Genomic DNA, 20874 nt, shown 5'->3' on the forward strand with positions numbered 1-20874 from the left:
TCAGGAGGCCATGAACCAAGGCAGAGGTCAACAGCGGCGATATGTGCCGGGCCGGCAATGGGGCCCGCGTTATTGACGCAAGGGACGGCAAATGTCATGAATCGGCAAGAAAATTGCGCCAAGCGCAGCCATGTGGACACCACGGGCAACAGGGGCAGAATGAACAGCGGCGAGGCCAGAGGCGATCTTACGATCACCGCCATCACCTGTGTCAAGGACGAGGGGCCGTTCCTTCTGGAGTGGATCGCCTATCACCGGCTGATCGGCGTCACCGACTTTCTGATCTATTCAAACGATTGCAGCGACGGCACCGTCGAGTTGCTCGATGCGCTGGCGGCGAAGGGCGGGCTGACCCATCTCCCGAATCCGGCCAAAGGGCGAAATTACCAGATGGAGGCGTTGAAACATGCCAAGGATTCCGGGCGTGTCGCGGGGTCGGACTGGGTGTGGATCGCCGATGTGGACGAGTTCCTGAACATCCATGTGGGCGATCACACGATCCCGGCGCTGATCGCGGCCTGTGGTGAGGCGCAGGCGATTTCGTTGAATTTCCAGTTCTTTGCCAATGACGGGGTCGAGGCATTCGAGGACAAGCCCGTGATCGCACAGTTCAGTCGGTCGCATAACCCGGATATCTGGTGCGGCGAGATGGCGATCGAGGTCAAAACGCTGGTTCGCAAGGATTTTCCGCTCAAGTATTACGGGGCGCACCGGCCTTTCGCGCGCGGCGATGCGCGCCCTACTTGGGTGGATGGTTCGGGGCGTGCGGTGCCGCACCGGTTTCTCGTGGCGGCGAACCCGCGACGGATCCGGCGCTTTCCGGCGCGCGAGGCGCGGGCGTTTGCGACACTGAACCACTACGCGCTGCGCAGTCTCGACAGCTATGTCGTGAAGAACGACCGGGGCGATGTGAATCGCGAGAACCGTGCTTTCGACGACCGCTACTGGCGCGAACGCAACGATCCGGCCTGGCGCGACGACAGCATCCGGCGGATGCTGCCCCGGCTCGAGACGATGCTGGCCGAGGTGAAAAGCGACCCCGAGATCGGGGCGCTGCATGCGCAGACGGTGTCGCGGCATCGGGCGCGATGTGCGGACCTGATGACGCAGCCGGGCTATCAGAAGATGCGGGCGCAATTGCTGGGCGCGCCGATGCTGCCGCCGCAGGAAGAAGAGCTGCTGCGCGATCTGGGGATCGTCGCGTGAGTGGCGCGACCGACCGGGGCGCTGGTTGATGCGTATCCTACTGCTGATCGGGCCGGAGGAACGGGTGCTCGTGCCGCTTGAGGCGGTGCTCGGCCAATCTCGCGACGTTCTGCGTGAAAGTGGGGTCTGGTATCCCGAGCCGGAGGATCAGGGAAAGATCCTTATGGCTCTGGTGAAGGGCACAGCGCCCCGTATTCTTAATAGAGAGAAGGCGCCGGATCTGCTGGTGCTGAGCGCGGCGCGGCTTGGTTCGGCACTGCATACCCCTGACCAATTGCGGCATCTGCGCGAAGGACTGGAGCAGCTCGGGAGCGAGCTGCGGATTGTTTCCCACCTTGACAACCAGTCCCGGGCGTTGGCGGGGCTTTACGAGGCACAGGTGATGGCCGGGCGAGTGGCACCGCTGACACGAGAAATCGGCCTGTGCGCGCAGCCGGACTGGTGGCAAGCCTGCCTTACGGGTTCCGGTGACAGCGCAAGAGAGCGGGCCGAAGCCCTGCCCTTTTGGCTGGATTACCGCGCCTTGTTTGCGTTTTGGGAGACGGGGTTTGGCAAAGGTGCCGTTGAAATACGGCCCCGCCCCAGTGATGCGGCGCAAGAGATCGAGGATTTGATCGGTATCTCGCTGGACCCCGCGGTGGGACAGCCTGCCGCAGCTTCTGCGGCATCTCTGGCACGGGCGCGGCAATTGAACGGGCTTCTCTGGCAGGTCGTGGCGCGACGGGGCAAACCGATACCTGCCGACGTCTGGCGCGGGATGCTGGAAGAGATCGCCGTAGATGGCCCGCTTATTGATCCGGGCAGCCTGTTCCCGGTGGCCGAACGCTTTGCGGTGGATAACGCGTCTCTGGTGGCGGAGCATCCGCAGCTGACTGAGGCGCTTTCGCCCCCGGAAGCGGCCCCCGAATGGCAGGAGGCCGATCCGGGCTACGGGTTTCGCGCCTCGCAATATCTACTGGCATTCATGTGGCGCATCGACCGGGCCATGCGCGCGCCGCGCCGGGCCGAACCGGCCCCCGCGCAACCGGTGGCTCCGAACCCGATCCTGCCGCCGATCGCGCGCGAGAAATTCGCGAGCCTCGCCAAGTCGCCCTTTCGCCCGCATAACCGCATCGGTTCGGTGGACGAGGAAATCACCGCCCTGCCCTACGACATGCCGCCTCCCCGCGATCTTCCCGCCGGGTCCACGGGCCGGGTCATCGTCGGCTGCATGAAGAACGAGGCCCCCTATATCCTTGAATGGATCGCTTATCACCGGGCCATCGGGGTGGATAACTTCCTGATCTATACCAATGGCTGCGAGGACGGGACCGACAAGATCCTTGGCCGGTTGCAGGAGATGGAGGTCGTGCAGCACCGTCGGAACGATGACTGGAAGGGGAAATCGCCGCAGCAATATGCGCTCAACCGGTCGCTGAAAGAGCCGCTGATCGAAAAGGCGGAATGGATCATCCATATCGACGTGGATGAGTTCATCAATCTGCGCTGCGGCAACGGCACGCTGGACGATTTCTTTGCGCTGGTGCCGGGGGCGACGAATGTCGCGATGACATGGCGACTGTTCGGCCATAACGGGGTGACGGTCTTTGACGACCGGTTCGTCATCGAACAGTTCGACCGGGCGTCGCCGAAATACTGCCCCAAGCCGCATACGGTCTGGGGCTTCAAGACGATGTTTCGCAATATCGGGGCTTATGGAAAGATCTCGTGCCATCGCCCGAACAAGTTGGACGAGACGTTTCGTGACCGGGTGCGTTGGGTCAATGGCTCGGGTCAAGACATGACGGATGAGGCGCGCGACCGGGGCTGGCGCAATTCGCGCGCCTCCGTCGGCTATGACCTGATCCAGCTGAACCATTATGCGCTGCGCAGCGCGGACAGTTTCCTGATCAAGCGCCAGCGTGGCCGCGCGCTGCATGTCGACCGTTCGATCGGGCTCAACTACTGGATCCGCATGGACTGGTGCGATCACCGCGACGTCACGATCCAGCGCAACCTGCCGCGCCTGCGTGCCGAATACGACCGCCTGCTGGCCGACGACCGCTTGCGGCAGGCCCACGAGGACGGGGTGGCCTGGCATCGCGCCAAGGCGCTGGCCCTGCGACAGGAACCGGAATTTCGCGAGCTCTTCGAACAGGCGGTAAAGATCCGGTTGACGGAAACGGAACGCGCGGCCTATGCGCTCGCTTTGGACATGGAAAGCTGATGGCGGCGCCGGGGGAGAGCCACGCCTTGAAGATACTTGCTGTTCTGACGATCCGGAACGAGGCCGCCTTTCTTGTGGAATGGCTGGCCCATCACCGGGCGGCGGGCGTGACGGATTTCCTCGTCTTCTCGAACAATTGTCAGGACGGCAGCGATGACATGCTTGCCCTGATGGACGAGGCGGGCTGGCTGACCCATGTGCGCAACGACGGCCCCTATGACAAGCGCGGCGTGCAATTCACCGCGCTCAAGATGGCCGAAAACCTCGATATCGTGGCTGAAGCCGACTGGATCGTGACCCTCGATATCGACGAGTTCGTGAATGTGCATGTAGGCGATCACACCCTGCCCGCCCTGATCGACGCCCTGCCCGAGGCGACGGCGATCACCCTGACATGGCGGCTTTTCGGCAATGGCGGTATCTCTGGCTACACGGATGCGCCGGTGACCGAGACCTTCAGGCATTGCGCGCCCGAGATCATGCATTGGCCGTGGCGCTCGGCCATGTTCAAGACGCTTTACCGCAACAACGGGATCTACGGGAAACTGGGCGTGCACAGGCCACGCAGCCCGGACGAGACCCGGATGCACGAGGCGCGCTGGTTCGACGCGCATGGCCGGGAGTTGCCGCGCCATTTCAAGACGCGCCGCCTTTTCTCGAACTACGGGCAGCCCATGTACAAGCTGGCGCAGCTCAACCACTACCCGCTCGGCTCGATGGAGGGCTTTGTGCTCAAGGCCGACCGGGGCCGCGCGGTTCACGCCGAGGATCCGCTTGGGGCCGATTACTGGGTCGACCGGAATTTCAACACCGACACAGACGACAGCATTCTCGCCCTGAAAGCTCCCGCCGAGGCGCTTCGCACAGAGCTGTTCGAGATCCCGGGCCTGCGCGATCTGCACGAGGCGGCGGTGCAATGGCGGCATGACCGGTTCCGCATCCTGATGGAACGGGAACCGATGCGCGCGCTCTTTGCGCGGCTGCTGATGACACCGCCGTCGCAGCCCCTGACTCCGCATACCGCGCGCATGCTTTCGCGCTTTGCAAAACGCGGCAGAAACCGCGCAAATAGCGCGGATGGAAACAAAGCTGGCGGCGATGACTGATTGTAACGCCACAGACGGGTAATTTTCAGCATTTTCTGGCCATAACCCCAGGGCCCGGCTAACAAAACCGGGCCGCTGGGAACCATTAAATGCAAGATAATACCAACAATTTCGACACGCCGATGACCGGGCTGGATGCCCGCACCTGGAGGGTGCGGCTGGCCGAGCTGGCCGAGGAATTCGGCAGTTACCGCCCGCTGGGAGAGCGCCATTTCGCGACCCTGATCGGCAACCGCAGGACTTTGCTTGTGACCTTTGAAACGGTGCAGGGAATCCGGTCGCTTTCGCCCAACGCCCAGCCTTTTGGTTTCGACATGGTCCGCGCCCGGGGCTGGTCACATCTGGGGCTGATTTCAAGCGGCGACACATGGTTCCGCGACCCCGAGGTCTATGCCTATTTCGACGAGCTGATCGATGACGGGTTTTTCGAGCAATTCGATCGCGTGCTATTTTACGGCGCTGGTCCCTGCGGCTATGCCGCGGCGGCGTTTTCCGTGGCCGCACCGGGATCGCGCGTTGTTGTCGTTCAGCCGCAGGCGACGCTGGATGCGCGGATGACCGAATGGGACCCGCGCTTTGTCGAGATGCGGCGCACCTCTTTCACTGACCGCTATGGCTATGCGCCGGATATGCTCGACGCGGCGCATGAGGCTTTCGTGATCTACGATCCGCGTCAGGAGCTGGACGCAATGCATGCCTCGCTGTTTCAGCGCCCGAATGTCACGCGGCTGCGGATGCCGCATGTGGGCGCGGCGCTTCAGACGCAGATGATCGAGATGGAAATGCTTTACCCCGTGCTGTCGCTTGCCGGAATCGGCAAGCTGACACCGCGCGGATTCGCCCGGCTGTTCAGAACCCGGCGGCAGAACGCGACCTACCTGCGCAACCTGATGGGGCATCTCGATGCCGAGGACCGGCCCTATCTCAACATGCTGCTCTGCCGGAACGTGACTTCGCGGATGAACGCGCCAAAATTCCGCCGCCGTCTGGACCAGCTTGAAAAAGCCGCCGAGGAAGGCGAATTTCGCGCCCCGCCCAACGGCCTCTAGCGCCAAGCCAACTGGCGCAGCCCTTCGGGCTGTGCTAGCAGCCCGTGCATGAGCGATACCCTGACCCTGCGCCGTCCCGACGACTGGCACCTGCACCTGCGCGACGGCGACATGCTGCGCGCGGTTCTTCCCGAAACTGCCCGTCATTTCGCGCGTGCGATCATCATGCCGAACCTTGTGCCGCCGGTTGTCACCGGTGCCCAGGCAGGCGCCTATCGCGACCGCATCCTTGCCGCCCTGCCCGAGGGCATGGCGTTCGAGCCGCTAATGACGCTTTACCTCACCGAGGACACCGACCCCGAGGACGTGGCCGCGGCCCATGCCAGCGGTCTGGTCAAAGCGGTCAAGCTCTACCCCGCAGGGGCCACGACCAATTCCGCCAGCGGCGTGAGCCATTTCGACCGGGTGCGCCCGGTGCTGGAAAAGATGGCTGAGATCGGCCTGCCGCTTTGTGTTCATGGCGAGGTCACGGCATCGGATGTCGATATCTTCGACCGCGAGGCGGTGTTCATCGACCGCGTGCTCGACCCGATCCGCCGCGCGACGCCGGGCCTGCGCGTCGTTATGGAACATATCACCACCTCGGACGCGGTGGAGTATGCCCGCGCACAGGGCGACGATCTGGGCGCGACGATCACCACGCATCACCTTGTGATCAACCGCAACCATATCCTCGCCGGGGGGATCAAGCCGCATTATTATTGCCTGCCCGTCGCCAAGCGCGAAAGCCACCGGCTGGCGCTGCGCGCCGCCGCCACCAGCGGCGAGAAACGGTTCTTTCTTGGCACCGACAGCGCGCCGCACACCGATGCGAACAAGCTGCTGCCCTGCGGCTGCGCCGGTTGTTTCACCGCGACGAACACCATGTCTATCCTTGCCCATGTCTTCGAGGAAGAAAGCGCACTCGACCGGCTTGAAGGGTTCACCTCGCTGAACGGTCCGGGCTTTTACGGCCTGCCCGTGAACGAGGAGAGTTTAACACTTCGGAAAGGCGAATCGGTCACCTATCCTGCACAGATCGACACGAATGATGGGCCTGTCACGGTATTTGATCCGGGTTTTCCGCTTGCGTGGCGCGTCGAACCAGACTGACGTGTGCAGCGGATTATTTCCGGGCTAGAAATTGTCCTCCTGAACCGAAGGAATAGTTGCTGGCTGCGCTGTGCAAACACGTAACAATCCGCGATTTTTGGTCTTGCAAGTATTAATTTGCTGTCGTTCTCGATTATACCTGCCGCAGGGACATTCCGGGAGACAGATTTAGACATGACCACATATTCGCTTAGCAACGGCTTTCAGGTCGATTGGCGCGACACCAACGACCACAGCGACACCGTCAATACCAACTATCGCGCGAGCGGTTCGTTTACAGTCGTCGTAGGTGACGGAGGCGGTTTCACATACGTGAACGAAGCCCAGCAATCCGATGGGGACATCTGGGCCGAGGTTACGGTTACCGACACCTACAGCTTTGTCGTCGGCGACAGCCAGCTCATCCCCTATCCCAGCGGCGACCTTTATGACACGAACGTCGGATTCCTCGATGTGACCTGGGTGCTGGGTGGAAAGACCTACTCTTCGACCCTGATGGATGTCGCGCTTGAATACGGCGACGACTCCCAGGGGCGGATGACGGGAACCGACTACTACTTCCTGCTTGCCGGCGACGCGTTTCCCGCGTTCTCTTCCATCGCCGAGTTCGATAATTTCGCCGACAAAAACCTCACTTCGGTTACAGAAGTGAGCGGCAGCTTTGGTGAAGGCAAATACATCGAATGGACCGATATTGCCGATCTCGAAGTCGTCACCGAGGACGACGAAATGGGTGGCACAAACGGCAATGACGTCTTCAACGGCGGTATTGGCGACGACTATTTCGTGTCGAGCAAAGGCGCCGACACCTACAATGGTGGCGCAGGCTGGGATCAGGTCGCATTCCATATCGACGATCCGGCAGGCGTATACGCCAACCTCAAGACCGGGCTGGCCGTCGATGGCTGGGGCTTTAGCGATACGCTGAACAGCATCGAGATGCTGCGCGGATCGATGTATGACGACGAACTGATCGGCAGCGACGGCAACGACATCATGCGCGGGGTCAAGGGCCGCGACGATATGGATGGCGGCAAGGGCAAGCACGACGAGGTGCGCTATGACCGTGACGAACGGTACGGCGGCACCGATGGCGTCAAGGTCAATCTCAAGAAAGGCTTTGCCATCGACGGGTTCGGCGATCGCGACAAGCTGAAGAATTTCGAAGACGTCCGTGGCACGATCTACAAGGACAAGCTGATCGGGTCGAACGCGAAGAACGAAATCGAAGCCGGTGACGGCAATGACGTGATCAAGGGCCTTGGCGGTCGCGACAAGATCTATGGCGGCATCGGTCGCGACAAGATCGACGGCGGCAAGGGCAAGGACAATCTCTGGGGTGATCGCGGCGCGGACAAGTTCATCTTCAAGGGCAAGTTCGGCAACGACAAGATCAAGGATTTCGAAACCGACAATAAGGGGGAAAAGATCGTCCTCAAGAAAATCGGCGCCATCGAGTCCTTCGACGACCTGATGAACAACCATATCTCGGACGTAAACGGCAGCGCCGTGATCGAGGATGGCAGCGGCAATTCGATCACCATCGACGGCATCACGATGTCCGAGCTGGCGGCGAACGACTTCCTGTTCTGAAGCATCTGAGAAACCTAAACAAATTGCCCCTGCGCCGGAACAGCGCGGGGGCTTTTCCGTTTTGCACGCGGACCGCTCTCAAGCCGCCGTTGTAAAACCACACCACTCTCGAAATCGGGGCGAAATCCGGGCCTTTCGATTGACACCCAGAGGGCCATGGGCAATCCAATCCGTTACCGAATGACACGTTCCAAGGCACTGCTCGCCCTTTGGACGGTCGGCCCCGCGATACCGCGTGTTGGCCCGGACCCCGCCCCGCCTGCCACCGGGGCGGGCTTTTCTTTTTTGCGGGGCTGTTCTATGCGCAGGAAACGCCGCTTGCCGCCAACAACAGGACCCCTGCCATGATTCCGACCGCCTTTCCGCCCCGCGAAGAGATTGCCCGCCTGAGCGCGCGGATGCTGCTGGAAATCGGCGCGGTGCACCTGAACGCAGACGAACCTTTTACGCTCGCCTCGGGCCTGCCCAGTCCGACCTATATCGATTGCCGCAAGCTGATCTCTTATCCGCGCATCCGCGCGACGCTGATGGATTTCCTGACCGTGACGGTCATGCGCGATGCCGGGTTCGAGGCGTTCGACAATATCGCCGGGGGCGAAACGGCAGGCATTCCCTTTGCCGCGCTGGTGGCCGAACGCATGGGCCTGCCGATGACCTATGTGCGCAAAAAGCCCAAGGGCTATGGCCGCAACGCCCGAATCGAGGGCGTGATGAGTGAAGGCGAACGCGTGTTGCTGGTCGAGGACCTGACCACCGATGGCGGCTCAAAGCTCAGCTTTGTGGACGCGATTCGCGAAACCGGCGCGAGCTGTGCGCATACGGCGGTGATCTTCTATTACGGCATCTTTCCCGAGACGATCAAAATCCTGTCGGATCATGGCGTTCAGCTGCACCACCTCTGCACCTGGTGGGACGTGCTGGCCGAGGCGAAAAGCTCGGGCGCCTTCTCGGAAACGACGCTGTCCGAGGTCGAGACGTTCCTCAACAACCCGCGCGCATGGCAGGACGCCAGACAAAGGAACTAAGCCTTTTTCCGCCAGTTCAGCAGGCAAGTGCCCCGGTGTTTCTGTCGGGGCGACCTACCAGATATTGACCGGTTGACCGCTGCTGATGCAATATAAGCCCTCAGGCCGGGTTCGTTAAAATTATCCACATTTTATACAATTTGCGCGGGCTGCAACGCATGGGCTATGCACTTCGAACCATAGAGAGACCACGCGGACGCGGCGATTTTCGAGAGGCGACATGAACACGATCACCAGTTTCGACGCGACCGAATCCAAGGCCGAGCCGCAGGATGCAATGCCGCATTCCGTCGAAGCCGAGCAGCAGTTGCTTGGGGCGATCCTGAACAACAACGACATTTATGACCGGGTCGCCTCGGTCATCACGGCGGATCATTTCTATGACCCGGTCCATGCCCGCATCTACGAGGTCGCCTCGGCGCGGATCGCCAAGAACCAGCTTGCCTCTCCGGTGACGCTCAAGGCCTTTCTGGAAGATGACGAGGGGCTCAAGGAACTGGGCGGCTCGGCCTATCTCGCGCGGCTGGCGGGGACCGCGATCAGTGCCTTTGCCGTGCGCGACTATGCGCAGATGATCTATGATTTCGCGATCCGGCGCGAGCTGATCGGACTGGGCCACAACATCGCCGACAAGGCGGGCCGCGTGGATGTGGCCAGCGAACCGCGCGAGCAGATCGTCGAGGCGGAACAGCATCTCTACAAGCTGTCGGAACAGGGCAAGGCGGAAAGCGGTTTCCAGAGTTTCCTGAAGGCGGTGACCGAGGCGGTGAACGTCGCCAATGCCGCCTATCAGCGCGATGGCGGGCTGGCCGGGATTTCGACCGGTCTGACCGATCTCGACAATAAACTGGGCGGGTTACACAAGTCCGACCTTCTGATCCTTGCCGGGCGTCCCTCGATGGGGAAAACCTCGCTTGCCACGAACATCGCCTTCAACGTCGCCAAGGCCTACAAGAAGGGCCGCCTGCCCGACGGCACCGAGGGCGCGGTGCAGGGCGGCGTCGTCGGGTTCTATTCGCTGGAAATGAGCGCCGAGCAGCTGGCCGGCCGTATCCTCGCCGAAGCCTCGGAGATTTCCTCGCACAAGATTCGTCAGGGTGACATGACCGAGGGCGAGTTCCGCCGTTTCGTCGAAGCGGCAAAGGCGCTGGAAGCCTGCCCGCTCTATATCGACGACACGCCTGCCCTGCCGATTTCTCAGCTGGCCGCACGGGCGCGGCGTCTGAAACGGACGCAAGGGCTCGACGTGCTGATCATCGACTATCTTCAGCTTGTGCGCGGCACCGGCCGGTCGGACAACCGGGTGAACGAGATCAGCGAAATCACGATGGGCATGAAAGCCATCGCGAAAGAGCTGAACATCCCCGTCATCGCGCTGTCGCAGCTGTCGCGTCAGGTCGAATCCCGCGATGACAAACGCCCGCAGCTTTCCGACCTTCGTGAATCGGGCTCGATCGAACAGGACGCCGACGTGGTGATGTTCGTGTACCGGGGCGAATACTATAAAGAACGCGAAAAGCCCGGCGAAGAGAATGTCGAGGCGATGGCGCAGTGGATCGAAGAGATGGAACGCCTGCACGGCAAGGCCGAAGTTGTCATCGGCAAGCAGCGCCACGGGCCCATCGGCACGGTCGAACTGAGCTTTGAAGCGCAGTTCACCCGCTTTGGCAATCTTGTGAAACCCTGGCAACAGGGTGGCGGCGAGGCCGAATTCTGAGCGTAAATCGTGCATACACGCCGAGGTTGAGCGGAATCCCCCAACCCACAGGAATTTGACTGGACAGCACTGACCGGGCTGGGCGCAAATGAAACATGCTGCGCGTGCTCGCCCCTTTCCTGTTCTGTCTCTTGACCGCCACCGGGCTGGCTGCGCAGAACGAGAATCTGGAAGTCGATGTCGAGCTGTTTCTCGCCGTCGACGTCTCCCGCTCGATGTCGCCCTTCGAACTCGAAATCCAGCGCCGTGGCTATGCGGCCGCCCTTGGCAGCGATGAGGTCAAGGACGCAATCGGCGGCGGGATGATCGGACGGATTGCCCTGACCTACGTTGAATGGGCCGGGCAAGGTTCGCAGACCGTGATCATTCCCTGGACGCTGATCGACACCAACGAGCAGGCGGACGAGGTCGCCGAAAAGCTGACCGTCATCTTCAATTACGGAATGCGCCGCACCTCTATCTCGGGAGCTTTGGACTATGCGGTCGAAGCCTTTGAATTGAACGAATTCTCGGGTCTGCGCCGGGTGATCGACATTTCCGGCGACGGGCCGAACAACCACGGTCTGCCTGTGCTGGGCGCGCGCGACGCGGCGCTGGCCAAAGGGATCGTCATCAACGGTCTGCCACTGATGACGCGGGACGAATTCTCCTCACGCTGGGGCATTCCCGATCTCGACGCGTACTACCGCGAATGCGTGATCGGCGGGCCGGGCTCTTTCGTCGTGCCGGTGCTGAGCTGGGACCAGTTCGCCGAGGCCGTGCAGCGCAAGCTGGTGCTGGAAATCGCCGGAAACGATGTGCCGGCGCAGCCCCGGATCATCCCGGCGAGCGGCTATGACTGCCTCGTGGGCGAAAAGCTCTGGCAGCGCAATCAGCGGGACTTTTCCTTGCCTTAAGCAAACTGTCGCTGCCTCAACAGGTGTTTGTGCTTGACGCCCCCGCCCCCCGTGTCAAGAACGGCCCCATGAGCACTGGACATCTTACGATCGATCTGGCCGCACTGGCCAGAAACTGGCAAACCCTCGACTCCAAAAGCCGCAGCGAAACCGGCGCTGTGGTCAAGGCCGATGGCTATGGGCTTGGCGCGGGACGCGTCGCGCGGGCACTCGCCGAGGCGGGCGCACGTCGCTTTTTCGTGGCCGCCGCCGAAGAAGGCGCGGTGGTGCGGGCCGCGCTTGGGTCCGGGCCGATGATTGGCGTGTTTTCCGGCCATATGGAAGGCGACACGGCGCTGATCCGCGATCATGACCTGACGCCGATGCTGAACTCGGTCGATCAGATGCTGCGTCATGTCGAGGCGCTGCCTGGCCATCCCTTTGGCATCCAGCTTGACACGGGCATGAACCGGCTGGGCATGGAAGCCTCGGAATGGGCGGCGCTGCGCGAGATCGCCCTGTCGCAGAACCCGGTGCTGATCATGTCGCACCTTGCCTGCGCGGATGAGCCGGGCCATGCGATGAACGAGCGCCAGCTTGACACCTTTCTCGACATGACCAGCGGGCTGCGCGTGCCGCGCTCGCTTTCGGCGACCGGTGGCATCCTGCTGGGACCCGCCTATCATTTCGACCTGACCCGTCCCGGTGTCGGTCTTTACGGTGGCCAGCCCTTTGCCGAGGCCGAACATGTGGTGACCCTCGACCTGCCCGTTATCCAGGTGCGCGACGTGGACCCGGATGAAACCGTCGGCTATGGCAATACATGGACGGCGAAACAGGCCACCCGTGTGGCGACGATTGCCGCGGGCTATGCGGATGGGCTGTTCCGGGTGATGGGCAACAGCGCCATCGTTTATTCCGGCGCCACCCCCTGCCCCGTGGTCGGACGCGTTTCGATGGATCTTATCACCGTCGATGTCTCCGCGCTTGAGGGCGACCCGGACTACCTCACCATCCTCGGCCCGCATCAGGGTGTCGACGATCTGGCAGCCGCAGCCGGGACGATCGGCTACGAGGTGCTGACCAACCTTGGCGGGCGCTACAGCCGGAGCTTCGTGAAATGAGCGCCTTGCTGCACCCATTGGCCTTTATCGGGGCGCTCGTCCTTGGGATTTGCGGGACCATCGGCAAGGTCGCCATCTTCATGGCGCGCAGTTTCAGCCATATCCTGCGCCCACCCTTTTACCCAAAGGAACTGGGCGTGGCGCTGCTGAACATCGGCTGGCTGTCGCTGCCTGTGGTGGGCCTGACGGCGATTTTTACCGGCGGCGCGCTGGCTCTGCAGATCTATTCGGGCGGCTCGCGCTTCAGCGCCGAGGCAGTGGTTCCGCAGATCGTCGCCATCGGCATGGTGCGCGAACTCGGCCCCGTTCTGGTCGGGCTGATGATTGCCGCGCGTGTGACCTCCTCTATCGCGGCGGAAATCGCGACGATGAAAGTGACCGAGCAGATCGACGCGCTGGTGACACTTTCGACCAACCCGATGAAATACCTCGTGGTACCGCGCCTGCTGGCCGCGCTGATCACCGTGCCGATGCTGGTCGGGATCGGCGATATCATCGGCATCGCGGGTGGTTATACGGTGGCGGTGCAGAACCTAGGGTTCAACCCCGCGACCTATCTCAAGAACACGGTCAATTTCCTTGAACCGCTCGACGTAATTTCGAGCCTCGTCAAAGGGGCCGCCTTTGGCGTGATCGCCGCGCTGATGGGATGCTACTACGGGATGAAGTCCGAACGCGGCGCGCAAGGCGTAGGCCAGGCCACCAAGAACAGCGTCGAAGCCGCCGCGATCCTGATCCTTGCCGCCAACTTCGTGCTGACGGGGATGTTTTTCTAGCCATGATCGAACTCGACAACCTTCAAAAGCGCTTTGGCGAGAACCGCGTGCTGCGCGGGCTGACACTGAACGTGGAACGCGGTACCTCGATGGTGATCATCGGCGGCTCCGGCACCGGGAAATCGGTAGCGCTGAAATGTATCCTCGGGCTCGTGACCCCTGACAGCGGCACCATCAAGGTCGACGGGCAGGATGCCACCACCGGCGACAGGGACGCCTTCCTCGCCCGTTTCGGTATGCTGTTCCAGGGCGGTGCGCTGTTTGACTCGCTGCCGGTCTGGCAGAACGTGGCTTTTCGCCACCTGCGCGGCTCGCTCAAGAAACCGCAGGCCGAGGCGCGCGAGCTTGCCATAGAGAAACTGCGCCGCGTCGGGCTGAAACCGGAAACCGCCGATCAACTGCCCGCTGAACTTTCCGGCGGGATGCAGAAACGCGTCGGTCTGGCCCGGGCCATCGCCGCCGATCCCGAGATCATCTTTTTCGATGAACCGACCACCGGGCTGGACCCGATCATGGCCGGGGTGATCAACGACCTGATCCGCGAGATCGTTGTGGAGATGGGTGCGACCGCGATGACCATCACCCATGACATGACCAGCGTGCGCGCCATCGCCGACAACGTGGCAATGCTGCATGAGGGTGTGATCAAATGGACCGGGCCGGTGTCGCAGATGGATGCCTCGGGCGATCCCTATCTCGACCAGTTCATCCATGGCCGCGCCGAAGGCCCGATTGCTGCCGTCCGCTAAGGTGGCAAGAAAATTCAATTTTCTTGAGAAATTTCTATTCAGAAATTTATCCCGCCCCGCGCGGACTTGCGCTTGACCGGCGCCCTCAATACCAAGGGTCAACCGCTCCCTGAAAGCCGATCATGCTTCTCCGCCTCGCCAACCTGACGCTGCTGGTCCTGTTCCCCCTCGCGTGGTTTGCGCCCTTGATGCGGGCAGGCATCGCGCTGCCGCTTTTCGGCCTGTCGGAAATCAGCGTGATCTCGGGGCTGCAATCGCTCTGGCGCAGCGACGTGATCCTCGCCCTGCTCGTCACCTTCCTCGCGATCTTCGCCCCTTATATGAAAACCATCGGTCTCGCCCTGATCCATTTCGGCATGCTGCGGCGGCGCGTACTCCCAGTGCTCGAAGCCTTGGGCAAACTCGCTATGGCTGATGTCTTCCTGATCGCACTCTACGTGGTCATCGCCAAGGGCATCGGGCTGGCGCGGATTGAAATCGCCTGGGGGCTCTATCTTTTCACGGCCTGCGTGCTCGCCTCTCTGGCGATCAGCCATTTGACGGCCAAACGAACAGGCGGCACAAGACAGCATGGCTAAATCCAAGACCTTCATCTGTTCCGCCTGCGGCGCCACCTCGACCAAATGGTCAGGCCGGTGTGAAGCCTGCGGCGAATGGAACACCATTCACGAGGAAACCCCGCTTTCGGCCGGTCCCGCCTCGAAATCGCTCGGCGCAAAACGCGGCAGTTCCATCCCGCTCACCTCGCTCGCAACCGAGGAAACACCGCCCCCGCGCACCCATTCCGGCATCGAGGAGCTCGACCGCGTGCTGGGCGGCGGTCTCGTCCCCGCCTCGGCCATTCTCGTCGGCGGCGACCCCGGCATCGGCAAATCCACCCTGCTTTTACAGGCCGCTGCGCGCTTCGCTCAAAGCGGGTTGAAGACGCTCTATATCTCGGGCGAAGAAGCCTCGGCACAGGTGCGCATGCGCGCCCAGCGCCTCGGCCTTGCGCAGGCGCCGGTGCAGCTTGGCGCCGAAACCAACCTGCGCGACATCCTGACCACGCTCGAAGCCGAACGCCCCCAGCTTGCGATCATCGATTCAATCCAGACCATGTGGGCCGACAATGTCGAAAGTGCCCCCGGCTCGGTCAGCCAGGTCCGCGCCGCCGCCCATGAACTCACCGCCTTTGCAAAACGGCGCGGCACCTCCGTCATCCTCGTCGGCCATGTCACCAAGGAAGGCCAGATTGCCGGCCCCCGCGTCGTTGAACACATGGTCGACACGGTGCTTTACTTCGAAGGCGAACGCGGCCACCAGTTCCGCATCCTGCGCGCGGTCAAGAACCGTTTCGGCCCCGCCGATGAAATCGGCGTCTTCGAGATGACCGGCGGCGGCCTTGCCGAAGTCACCAACCCCTCCGCCCTCTTCCTCTCCGAACGGGGCGAACCCAGCCCCGGCTCCGTCGTCTTCGCCGGCATCGAAGGCACCCGGCCCGTCCTGGTCGAAGTCCAGGCGCTCGTCGCCCCCTCGCCCCATTCGCAGGCCCGACGCACCGTGGTCGGCTGGGATGGCGGGCGGCTCGCGATGATCCTCGCCGTGCTCGAAGCGCGCTGCGGCATCCCCTTCGCCGGGCTCGACGTCTATCTCAACATCGCGGGCGGCCTGAAAATCTCCGAACCCGCCGCCGATCTCGCCGTCGCCGCCGCGCTGCTCTCGGCGCGCGAAGATGCCGCGCTTCCGGCGGAAACCGTCGTTTTCGGCGAAATAAGCCTCTCCGGCGCCCTCCGCCCGGCTCCGCAAACCGAAAACAGGTTGAAAGAGGCGCAAAAACTTGGTTTTACCGCCGCGATTGCGCCTGCGGGTGGCAAATCCGTTACAGATGGCGGTCTGTCGCTGACCCGCGCCACGGATTTGACAGGTTTTGTTGGCGAAGTATTCGGGGCCGGGTAAAAGCCCCCCATAGACGATTACAAAAAGGCGAAGGCAGCTTATGGAAGGTTTCACCATCATCGACGGGGTGGTCGCGCTGATCATCGTTCTCTCTGCGCTCTTGGCCTATTCCCGCGGCCTGGTACGCGAAGCGATGGCGATTCTCGGCTGGGTCGCCGCAGGCGTCCTCGCCTTCCTCTTCGCCCCGGCGGTCGAGCCCCTGATCCGCGAACTCCCGGTCGTCGGCGAATTCCTCGCCGACAGCTGCGAACTTTCGGTCATCGGTGCCTTCGCAGTGGTCTTTACCATCGCCCTGATCATCGTCTCCTTCTTCACCCCGCTCTTTTCCACGCTTGTCCGCCGCTCGGCGCTCGGCGGTCTCGACCAGGGCTTCGGCTTCCTCTTCGGCGTGGCGCGCGGCATCCTCCTCGTCACCATCGCCTTCTTCGTCTACCAGTCCGTCATGACCACCGAAACGGTCCCGATGGTCGACAACAGCCGCTCGGCGCAGGTCTTCACCCGCCTCACCACCCAGATCGAGGAAAGAAACCCCGAACAGGCGCTCGGCTGGATCACCCAGCAATATGAATCGCTGGTCGGCAAATGCGCCGCTCCCTCCACGCCGGTCGACACAACGCCGCCCGCAACCGATACCCCCAGCGAATAACCCCACGGTCACCCCGAACGCCACAACATCAAACGCCCCCTTTTCCTCTTGCCGGAAATACTCTCGGGGGGCCCGGGGGGCAGACAGCCCCCCGCCTCGCCCAAGCAGCGCAAGGCCCGCGGAACCGCCCTGCCCTGGCGCCAAATCCTCGCCAACCGAACCGCAAAGCCCCGCCCGTTCCCCTAAAGGGCACAGCGACCTGGCAAAATCTTCACGATTGCCTTCTGCAGTGCGGCAATTTGTGATCCTTTGATGACAGCGGCGGAAAGAGTGACTATGTGGGGGGTAAACAAGCCACCGGATTCGGAGCTGCCCTTGTCCCAGCCGCATATGCCCCCCGCCCACCCCTTTGATGATGACAAGCTCAGGGAAGAATGCGGGATTTTCGGCGTCATTGGTGTCAACGACGCCGCCAATTTCGTCGCCCTCGGTCTCCATGCCCTGCAACACCGCGGTCAGGAAGCCGGCGGTATCGTTGTCCACCATCCCGAACACGGGTTCAATTCGGCCCGCCGCTTCGGCTATGTCCGTGACAATTTCACCTCGGCCAGCGTGATGGAAACCCTGCCCGGTCCGATCGGGATCGGCCACGTGCGCTATTCCACCGCCGGCAACAAGGGCAATACCGCCATCCGCGACGTGCAGCCCTTCTTTGGTGAATTCTCCATGGGCGGCGCCGCGATTGCCCATAACGGCAATATCACCAATGCCAACACGCTCCGGCGCGAGCTGATCGAGCGCGGCTCGATCTTCCAGTCCTCTTCGGACAGCGAATGTATCATCCACCTGATGGCACGCTCGATGGGCCGCTCGATCCCCGACCGCATGGAAGAAGCGCTGCGCAAGGTCGAAGGCGCCTTCTCGGTTGTCGCGATGACCCGCACCAAATTGATCGGCGTGCGCGATCCGCTGGGCGTGCGCCCGCTGGTTCTTGGCAAGCTCGGCGATGGCTGGGTGCTCAGCTCGGAAACCTGCGCGCTCGACATTATCGGCGCCGAATTCCTGCGCGAAATCGAACCGGGCGAGATGGTCGTGATCAGCGAACAGGAAGGGGTGCAAAGCCATTTCCCCTTCCGCCCCCGCAAATCACGTTTCTGCATCTTCGAACATGTCTATTTCTCGCGCCCCGACAGCATTCTTGGCGGCCGTTCCGTCTATGAAACGCGCGAGGCGATCGGCCGCGAGCTGGCCAAGGAAGCGCCGGTCGATGCCGATCTGGTCTGCCCCGTCCCCGACAGCGGCACCCCGGCGGCCATCGGCTATAGCCTGCAATCGGGCATTCCTTATGCGATGGGCATCATCCGCAACCAGTACATGGGGCGGACCTTCATCGAACCCTCCGAGCAGATCCGCAACATGGGCGTCCGGCTCAAGCTGAACGTGAACCGCGCCCTGATCCGCGGCAAACGCGTGATCCTCGTGGATGACTCGGTGGTGCGCGGCACGACCTCGCGCAAGATCAAGGAGATGATCCTTGATGCGGGCGCGAAAGAGGTGCACTTCCGCATCGCCTCCCCGCCCACGGCCTGGCCCTGTTTCTACGGTGTGGATACGCCGCAGCGCGAAAAGCTCCTTGCCGCCACCATGAGCGAAGAGGAAATGCGCGAGCACCTTCAGGTCGACAGCCTCTCCTTCATCTCGCTCGACGGTCTCTACCGTGCGGTCGGCGAGGCCAATGGCCGCGACCCGAAACAGCCCCAGTATTGCGACGCCTGCTTCTCGGGCGAATACCCGGTTCGTCCGGCGGACATGCTGGAACAGGGTTTCCAGATGAAAGCGGCCGAGTAACCGGCTTTAGAAGCGCCCGGTGCCGTGATATTGGCGGTGCCGGTAACTCTGCCTACGCCGAGCAAGTAGCGCTCCCGCGCCCTGCGCAGGCAACAACACCGCGCGGTACATGACGATCCTACCTCAGAGGAAACCAACCGTCAGGTCTTTATGTCGTCTTCCTCTTTCTCGGCATTGCGCTCATTGTAGTCGCTGGGATCAAACTCTTCGATATCATAGGCCTCTTCGTCTTCCGCAATCCCGGTCACATGTGTCGTGCCGGTCTCTTCGTCAAAAACAAGGCCGTAATTCGCGCGGCCATCGGACTTGTAGCGCCGAAACTCGTGGATCCCGGCATAGACAAAGGCCGCGGCGAATGGCGTGATGATAAGGGCGGCGATTGTTTGAGCTTCCATGGAAGTCTCCTTCTGCCTGTTCGGTCGACGTCTCTCGGGGCACCGTATCTCCGGGCTCATGCGGGCCAGTCCCATCCTGCGTCGCTGTGTATAAGGGTAAAAGCTGGCTCATACCTCTGATTTGTCAAACCGCCCCTCGATTCCAGCGGCCAAGTCCAATGCGATCAAGTGAAAAAGGGCTTGCATGATCAGAGCGGCGGAGGCTTGCGGATAAATGATGTCGGAGGTGGCGAAAGTATTCGGTCGGTCCCTCGTAGCCTTCCCAGCGGGTCGCAAGTATGGCGACGTCGCCAGCAGGCACTATGACACCATCTGGAATGACTTCTAAATATCTGGTCAGCAACTGGCTCCGTAGTCTTCCCATTCAACGAATCTCGTCTCACCAAAAGACCAAATGAACAGTTTTCCGTCTTTGGAGGCAGTTGCGTGCGGTGTGTAAAACATCCGCTCATCCGAATGAAGCGCCAGACCGGCCTTTCGTGCGCGCAAGGCGATAAACTGTCGGGGTTCGATACATTGCAGGCCCTGTTTCTCTGCATCCTGTGCCATGGCCCATCTCCAACTTATCTCGGCGCTCACAGCGACAACCAAATAGGTGGAGAAGCACGAGAGTAATGCGAACATAATGGCGGACCAAATCGTATGTTTACGCAGGACCGTAAAGAGCAAGAAGCCAAGATAGGTCATTATCCCGAGCCAGGCCGGAATCGCTAAGGCTTCGTATTTTTCAGCTTCTGTGACAATTAGAAACGGGACTGCCAAAAGCCCTACGGCAAGGGTGAAAACGACGAACAGCAAGCTTATGGGAAATGCGAACAAGGCAACGATGCATAGAGTGAGGTAGTTCAAAAGAACCGGAATCGTATTTCCCAAGGATGACGTCCTTTTCGAAACGTAAAGCCGAACCGGAAGCTCATTGGCGGTAGTAGGATCGCAGTCATGCAGCTATCACTTTCTTGCAATTGCCAGACAACATTCTTAGCCTTCGCCGGAAGCAAAATGATTTGCGTGGCACAAAAGTCCCGTATTCCAGGCCGGCTTCAATAGAGTTACCTTCAAAGCAATCGCAGCGATCCGCGCCCAGTCGACGACCGGCCAACTGTGGACCAGAAAAGGAAGCAAGCATTGTTCTTTCCTCGAGCGCAGCCCCAAGACCCAAGCCGCCGGCCGGTGCAGGAGATCCCCCATAAGCAAGCTTCAGCCGAGCGGGCCGGGATGACGCGGCTACCCCCTTTAACCCGGAGTTAATCTTTGGGAAGAGGAGCGCGCAAACATCACTCTCCCCCATAGGTTTCCATGCCCTCGACACCCGCCCTCGTCGCGCAGACCGCGACCGAGAAGAATGCTCTTCCTTCCGCCGATATCACTGTCATCGGGACCCTGACCTCTCCCAAGGGCGATATTGCCCTTCTGCGTACCCGCAACGGGCGCGTTCACCGCGTGCAGCGGGGGGATTCGGTGTCGGGTCACACGGTGGCCGTCATTACCGAGGGTCAGGTTCACCTCGTGCAGCGCAACATCGCAAGGGTCTACGCAATCCCTTGATCCGGCCCCTTGCTGCACCGGACGGGCGAAACCCGTGCGGCGGGACT

General features: G+C 61.7%; 19 protein-coding genes. 17 read left to right on the forward strand and 2 right to left on the reverse strand.

The window, feature by feature from the left end; genetic code table 11:
* The first annotated feature begins 159 nt into the window (after nt 1–159).
* The 16 genes from MF268_RS01115 (at nt 160) to purF (ending at nt 18887) form a co-directional block, all read left to right on the forward strand.
* The gene (locus MF268_RS01115; RefSeq protein ID WP_238369531.1) at nt 160–1206 is read left to right on the forward strand and encodes a glycosyltransferase family 2 protein; all 1047 of its coding nucleotides are present in this window, start codon (nt 160–162) and stop codon (nt 1204–1206) included.
* 28 nt (nt 1207–1234) lie between these two features.
* Nucleotides 1235–3412: a glycosyltransferase family 2 protein gene (locus MF268_RS01120; protein ID WP_238369072.1), complete on the forward strand. Its 2178-nt coding sequence runs from the start codon at nt 1235–1237 to the stop codon at nt 3410–3412.
* 26 nt (nt 3413–3438) lie between these two features.
* A complete protein-coding gene (locus MF268_RS01125; protein WP_238369073.1) occupies nt 3439–4518 on the forward strand; it encodes a glycosyltransferase family 2 protein in 1080 nt (359 codons plus the stop codon).
* Nucleotides 4519–4607: 89 nt separating this feature from the next.
* Nucleotides 4608–5567 carry a phosphoadenosine phosphosulfate reductase gene (locus MF268_RS01130; RefSeq protein ID WP_238369074.1) on the forward strand — a complete coding sequence of 320 codons (960 nt, stop codon included), beginning with the start codon at nt 4608–4610 and terminating at the stop codon, nt 5565–5567.
* Nucleotides 5568–5615: 48 nt separating this feature from the next.
* A complete protein-coding gene (gene pyrC, locus MF268_RS01135) occupies nt 5616–6659 on the forward strand; it encodes a dihydroorotase (RefSeq protein WP_238369075.1) in 1044 nt (347 codons plus the stop codon).
* Nucleotides 6660–6833: 174 nt separating this feature from the next.
* Nucleotides 6834–8252 (forward strand): calcium-binding protein, encoded by a 1419-nt coding sequence (locus tag MF268_RS01140; protein ID WP_238369076.1) that lies wholly within the window; start codon nt 6834–6836, stop codon nt 8250–8252.
* Nucleotides 8253–8596: 344 nt separating this feature from the next.
* Nucleotides 8597–9277 carry an orotate phosphoribosyltransferase gene (locus MF268_RS01145; RefSeq protein ID WP_238369077.1) on the forward strand — a complete coding sequence of 227 codons (681 nt, stop codon included), beginning with the start codon at nt 8597–8599 and terminating at the stop codon, nt 9275–9277.
* Nucleotides 9278–9497: 220 nt separating this feature from the next.
* A complete protein-coding gene (locus tag MF268_RS01150) occupies nt 9498–10994 on the forward strand; it encodes a replicative DNA helicase (protein ID WP_238369078.1) in 1497 nt (498 codons plus the stop codon).
* A gap of 95 nt (nt 10995–11089) precedes the next feature.
* A complete protein-coding gene (locus MF268_RS01155; protein WP_238369079.1) occupies nt 11090–11890 on the forward strand; it encodes a DUF1194 domain-containing protein in 801 nt (266 codons plus the stop codon).
* A 68-nt stretch (nt 11891–11958) separates the two neighbouring features.
* A complete protein-coding gene (gene alr, locus MF268_RS01160; protein ID WP_238369080.1) occupies nt 11959–12993 on the forward strand; it encodes an alanine racemase in 1035 nt (344 codons plus the stop codon).
* Nucleotides 12990–13769, forward strand: a complete 780-nt coding sequence (locus tag MF268_RS01165) for an MlaE family ABC transporter permease (RefSeq protein WP_238369081.1) — start codon at nt 12990–12992, stop codon at nt 13767–13769. Before alr ends, MF268_RS01165 begins: the two co-directional genes overlap by 4 nt.
* Before the next feature lie 2 nt (nt 13770–13771).
* Nucleotides 13772–14518 (forward strand): ABC transporter ATP-binding protein, encoded by a 747-nt coding sequence (locus MF268_RS01170; protein WP_238369082.1) that lies wholly within the window; start codon nt 13772–13774, stop codon nt 14516–14518.
* A gap of 122 nt (nt 14519–14640) precedes the next feature.
* Nucleotides 14641–15096, forward strand: a complete 456-nt coding sequence (locus tag MF268_RS01175) for a paraquat-inducible protein A (RefSeq protein ID WP_238369083.1) — start codon at nt 14641–14643, stop codon at nt 15094–15096.
* Nucleotides 15089–16453 (forward strand): DNA repair protein RadA, encoded by a 1365-nt coding sequence (radA, locus tag MF268_RS01180; RefSeq protein WP_238369084.1) that lies wholly within the window; start codon nt 15089–15091, stop codon nt 16451–16453. Before MF268_RS01175 ends, radA begins: the two co-directional genes overlap by 8 nt.
* Nucleotides 16454–16493: 40 nt before the next feature.
* The gene (locus tag MF268_RS01185; protein ID WP_238369085.1) at nt 16494–17099 is read left to right on the forward strand and encodes a CvpA family protein; all 606 of its coding nucleotides are present in this window, start codon (nt 16494–16496) and stop codon (nt 17097–17099) included.
* A 330-nt stretch (nt 17100–17429) separates the two neighbouring features.
* The gene (purF, locus tag MF268_RS01190; RefSeq protein WP_238369532.1) at nt 17430–18887 is read left to right on the forward strand and encodes an amidophosphoribosyltransferase; all 1458 of its coding nucleotides are present in this window, start codon (nt 17430–17432) and stop codon (nt 18885–18887) included.
* Nucleotides 18888–19027: 140 nt separating this feature from the next.
* Here purF and MF268_RS01195 read toward each other — a convergent pair whose 3' ends face one another.
* Nucleotides 19028–19282 (reverse strand): hypothetical protein, encoded by a 255-nt coding sequence (locus MF268_RS01195; RefSeq protein ID WP_238369086.1) that lies wholly within the window; start codon nt 19280–19282, stop codon nt 19028–19030.
* 336 nt (nt 19283–19618) lie between these two features.
* Nucleotides 19619–20155, reverse strand: a complete 537-nt coding sequence (locus MF268_RS01200; protein WP_238369087.1) for a hypothetical protein — start codon at nt 20153–20155, stop codon at nt 19619–19621.
* A gap of 423 nt (nt 20156–20578) precedes the next feature.
* On the opposite strand from MF268_RS01200, the gene MF268_RS01205 reads away from it, so the two are divergent.
* Entirely contained in the window at nt 20579–20827 is a 249-nt protein-coding gene (locus MF268_RS01205; protein ID WP_238369088.1) for a pilus assembly protein PilP, read from the forward strand.
* Nucleotides 20828–20874 lie beyond the last annotated feature (47 nt).

The sequence above is a fragment of the Heliomarina baculiformis genome (assembly GCF_019966545.1).
Classification (GTDB): Bacteria; Pseudomonadota; Alphaproteobacteria; order Rhodobacterales; family Rhodobacteraceae; genus Heliomarina; species Heliomarina baculiformis.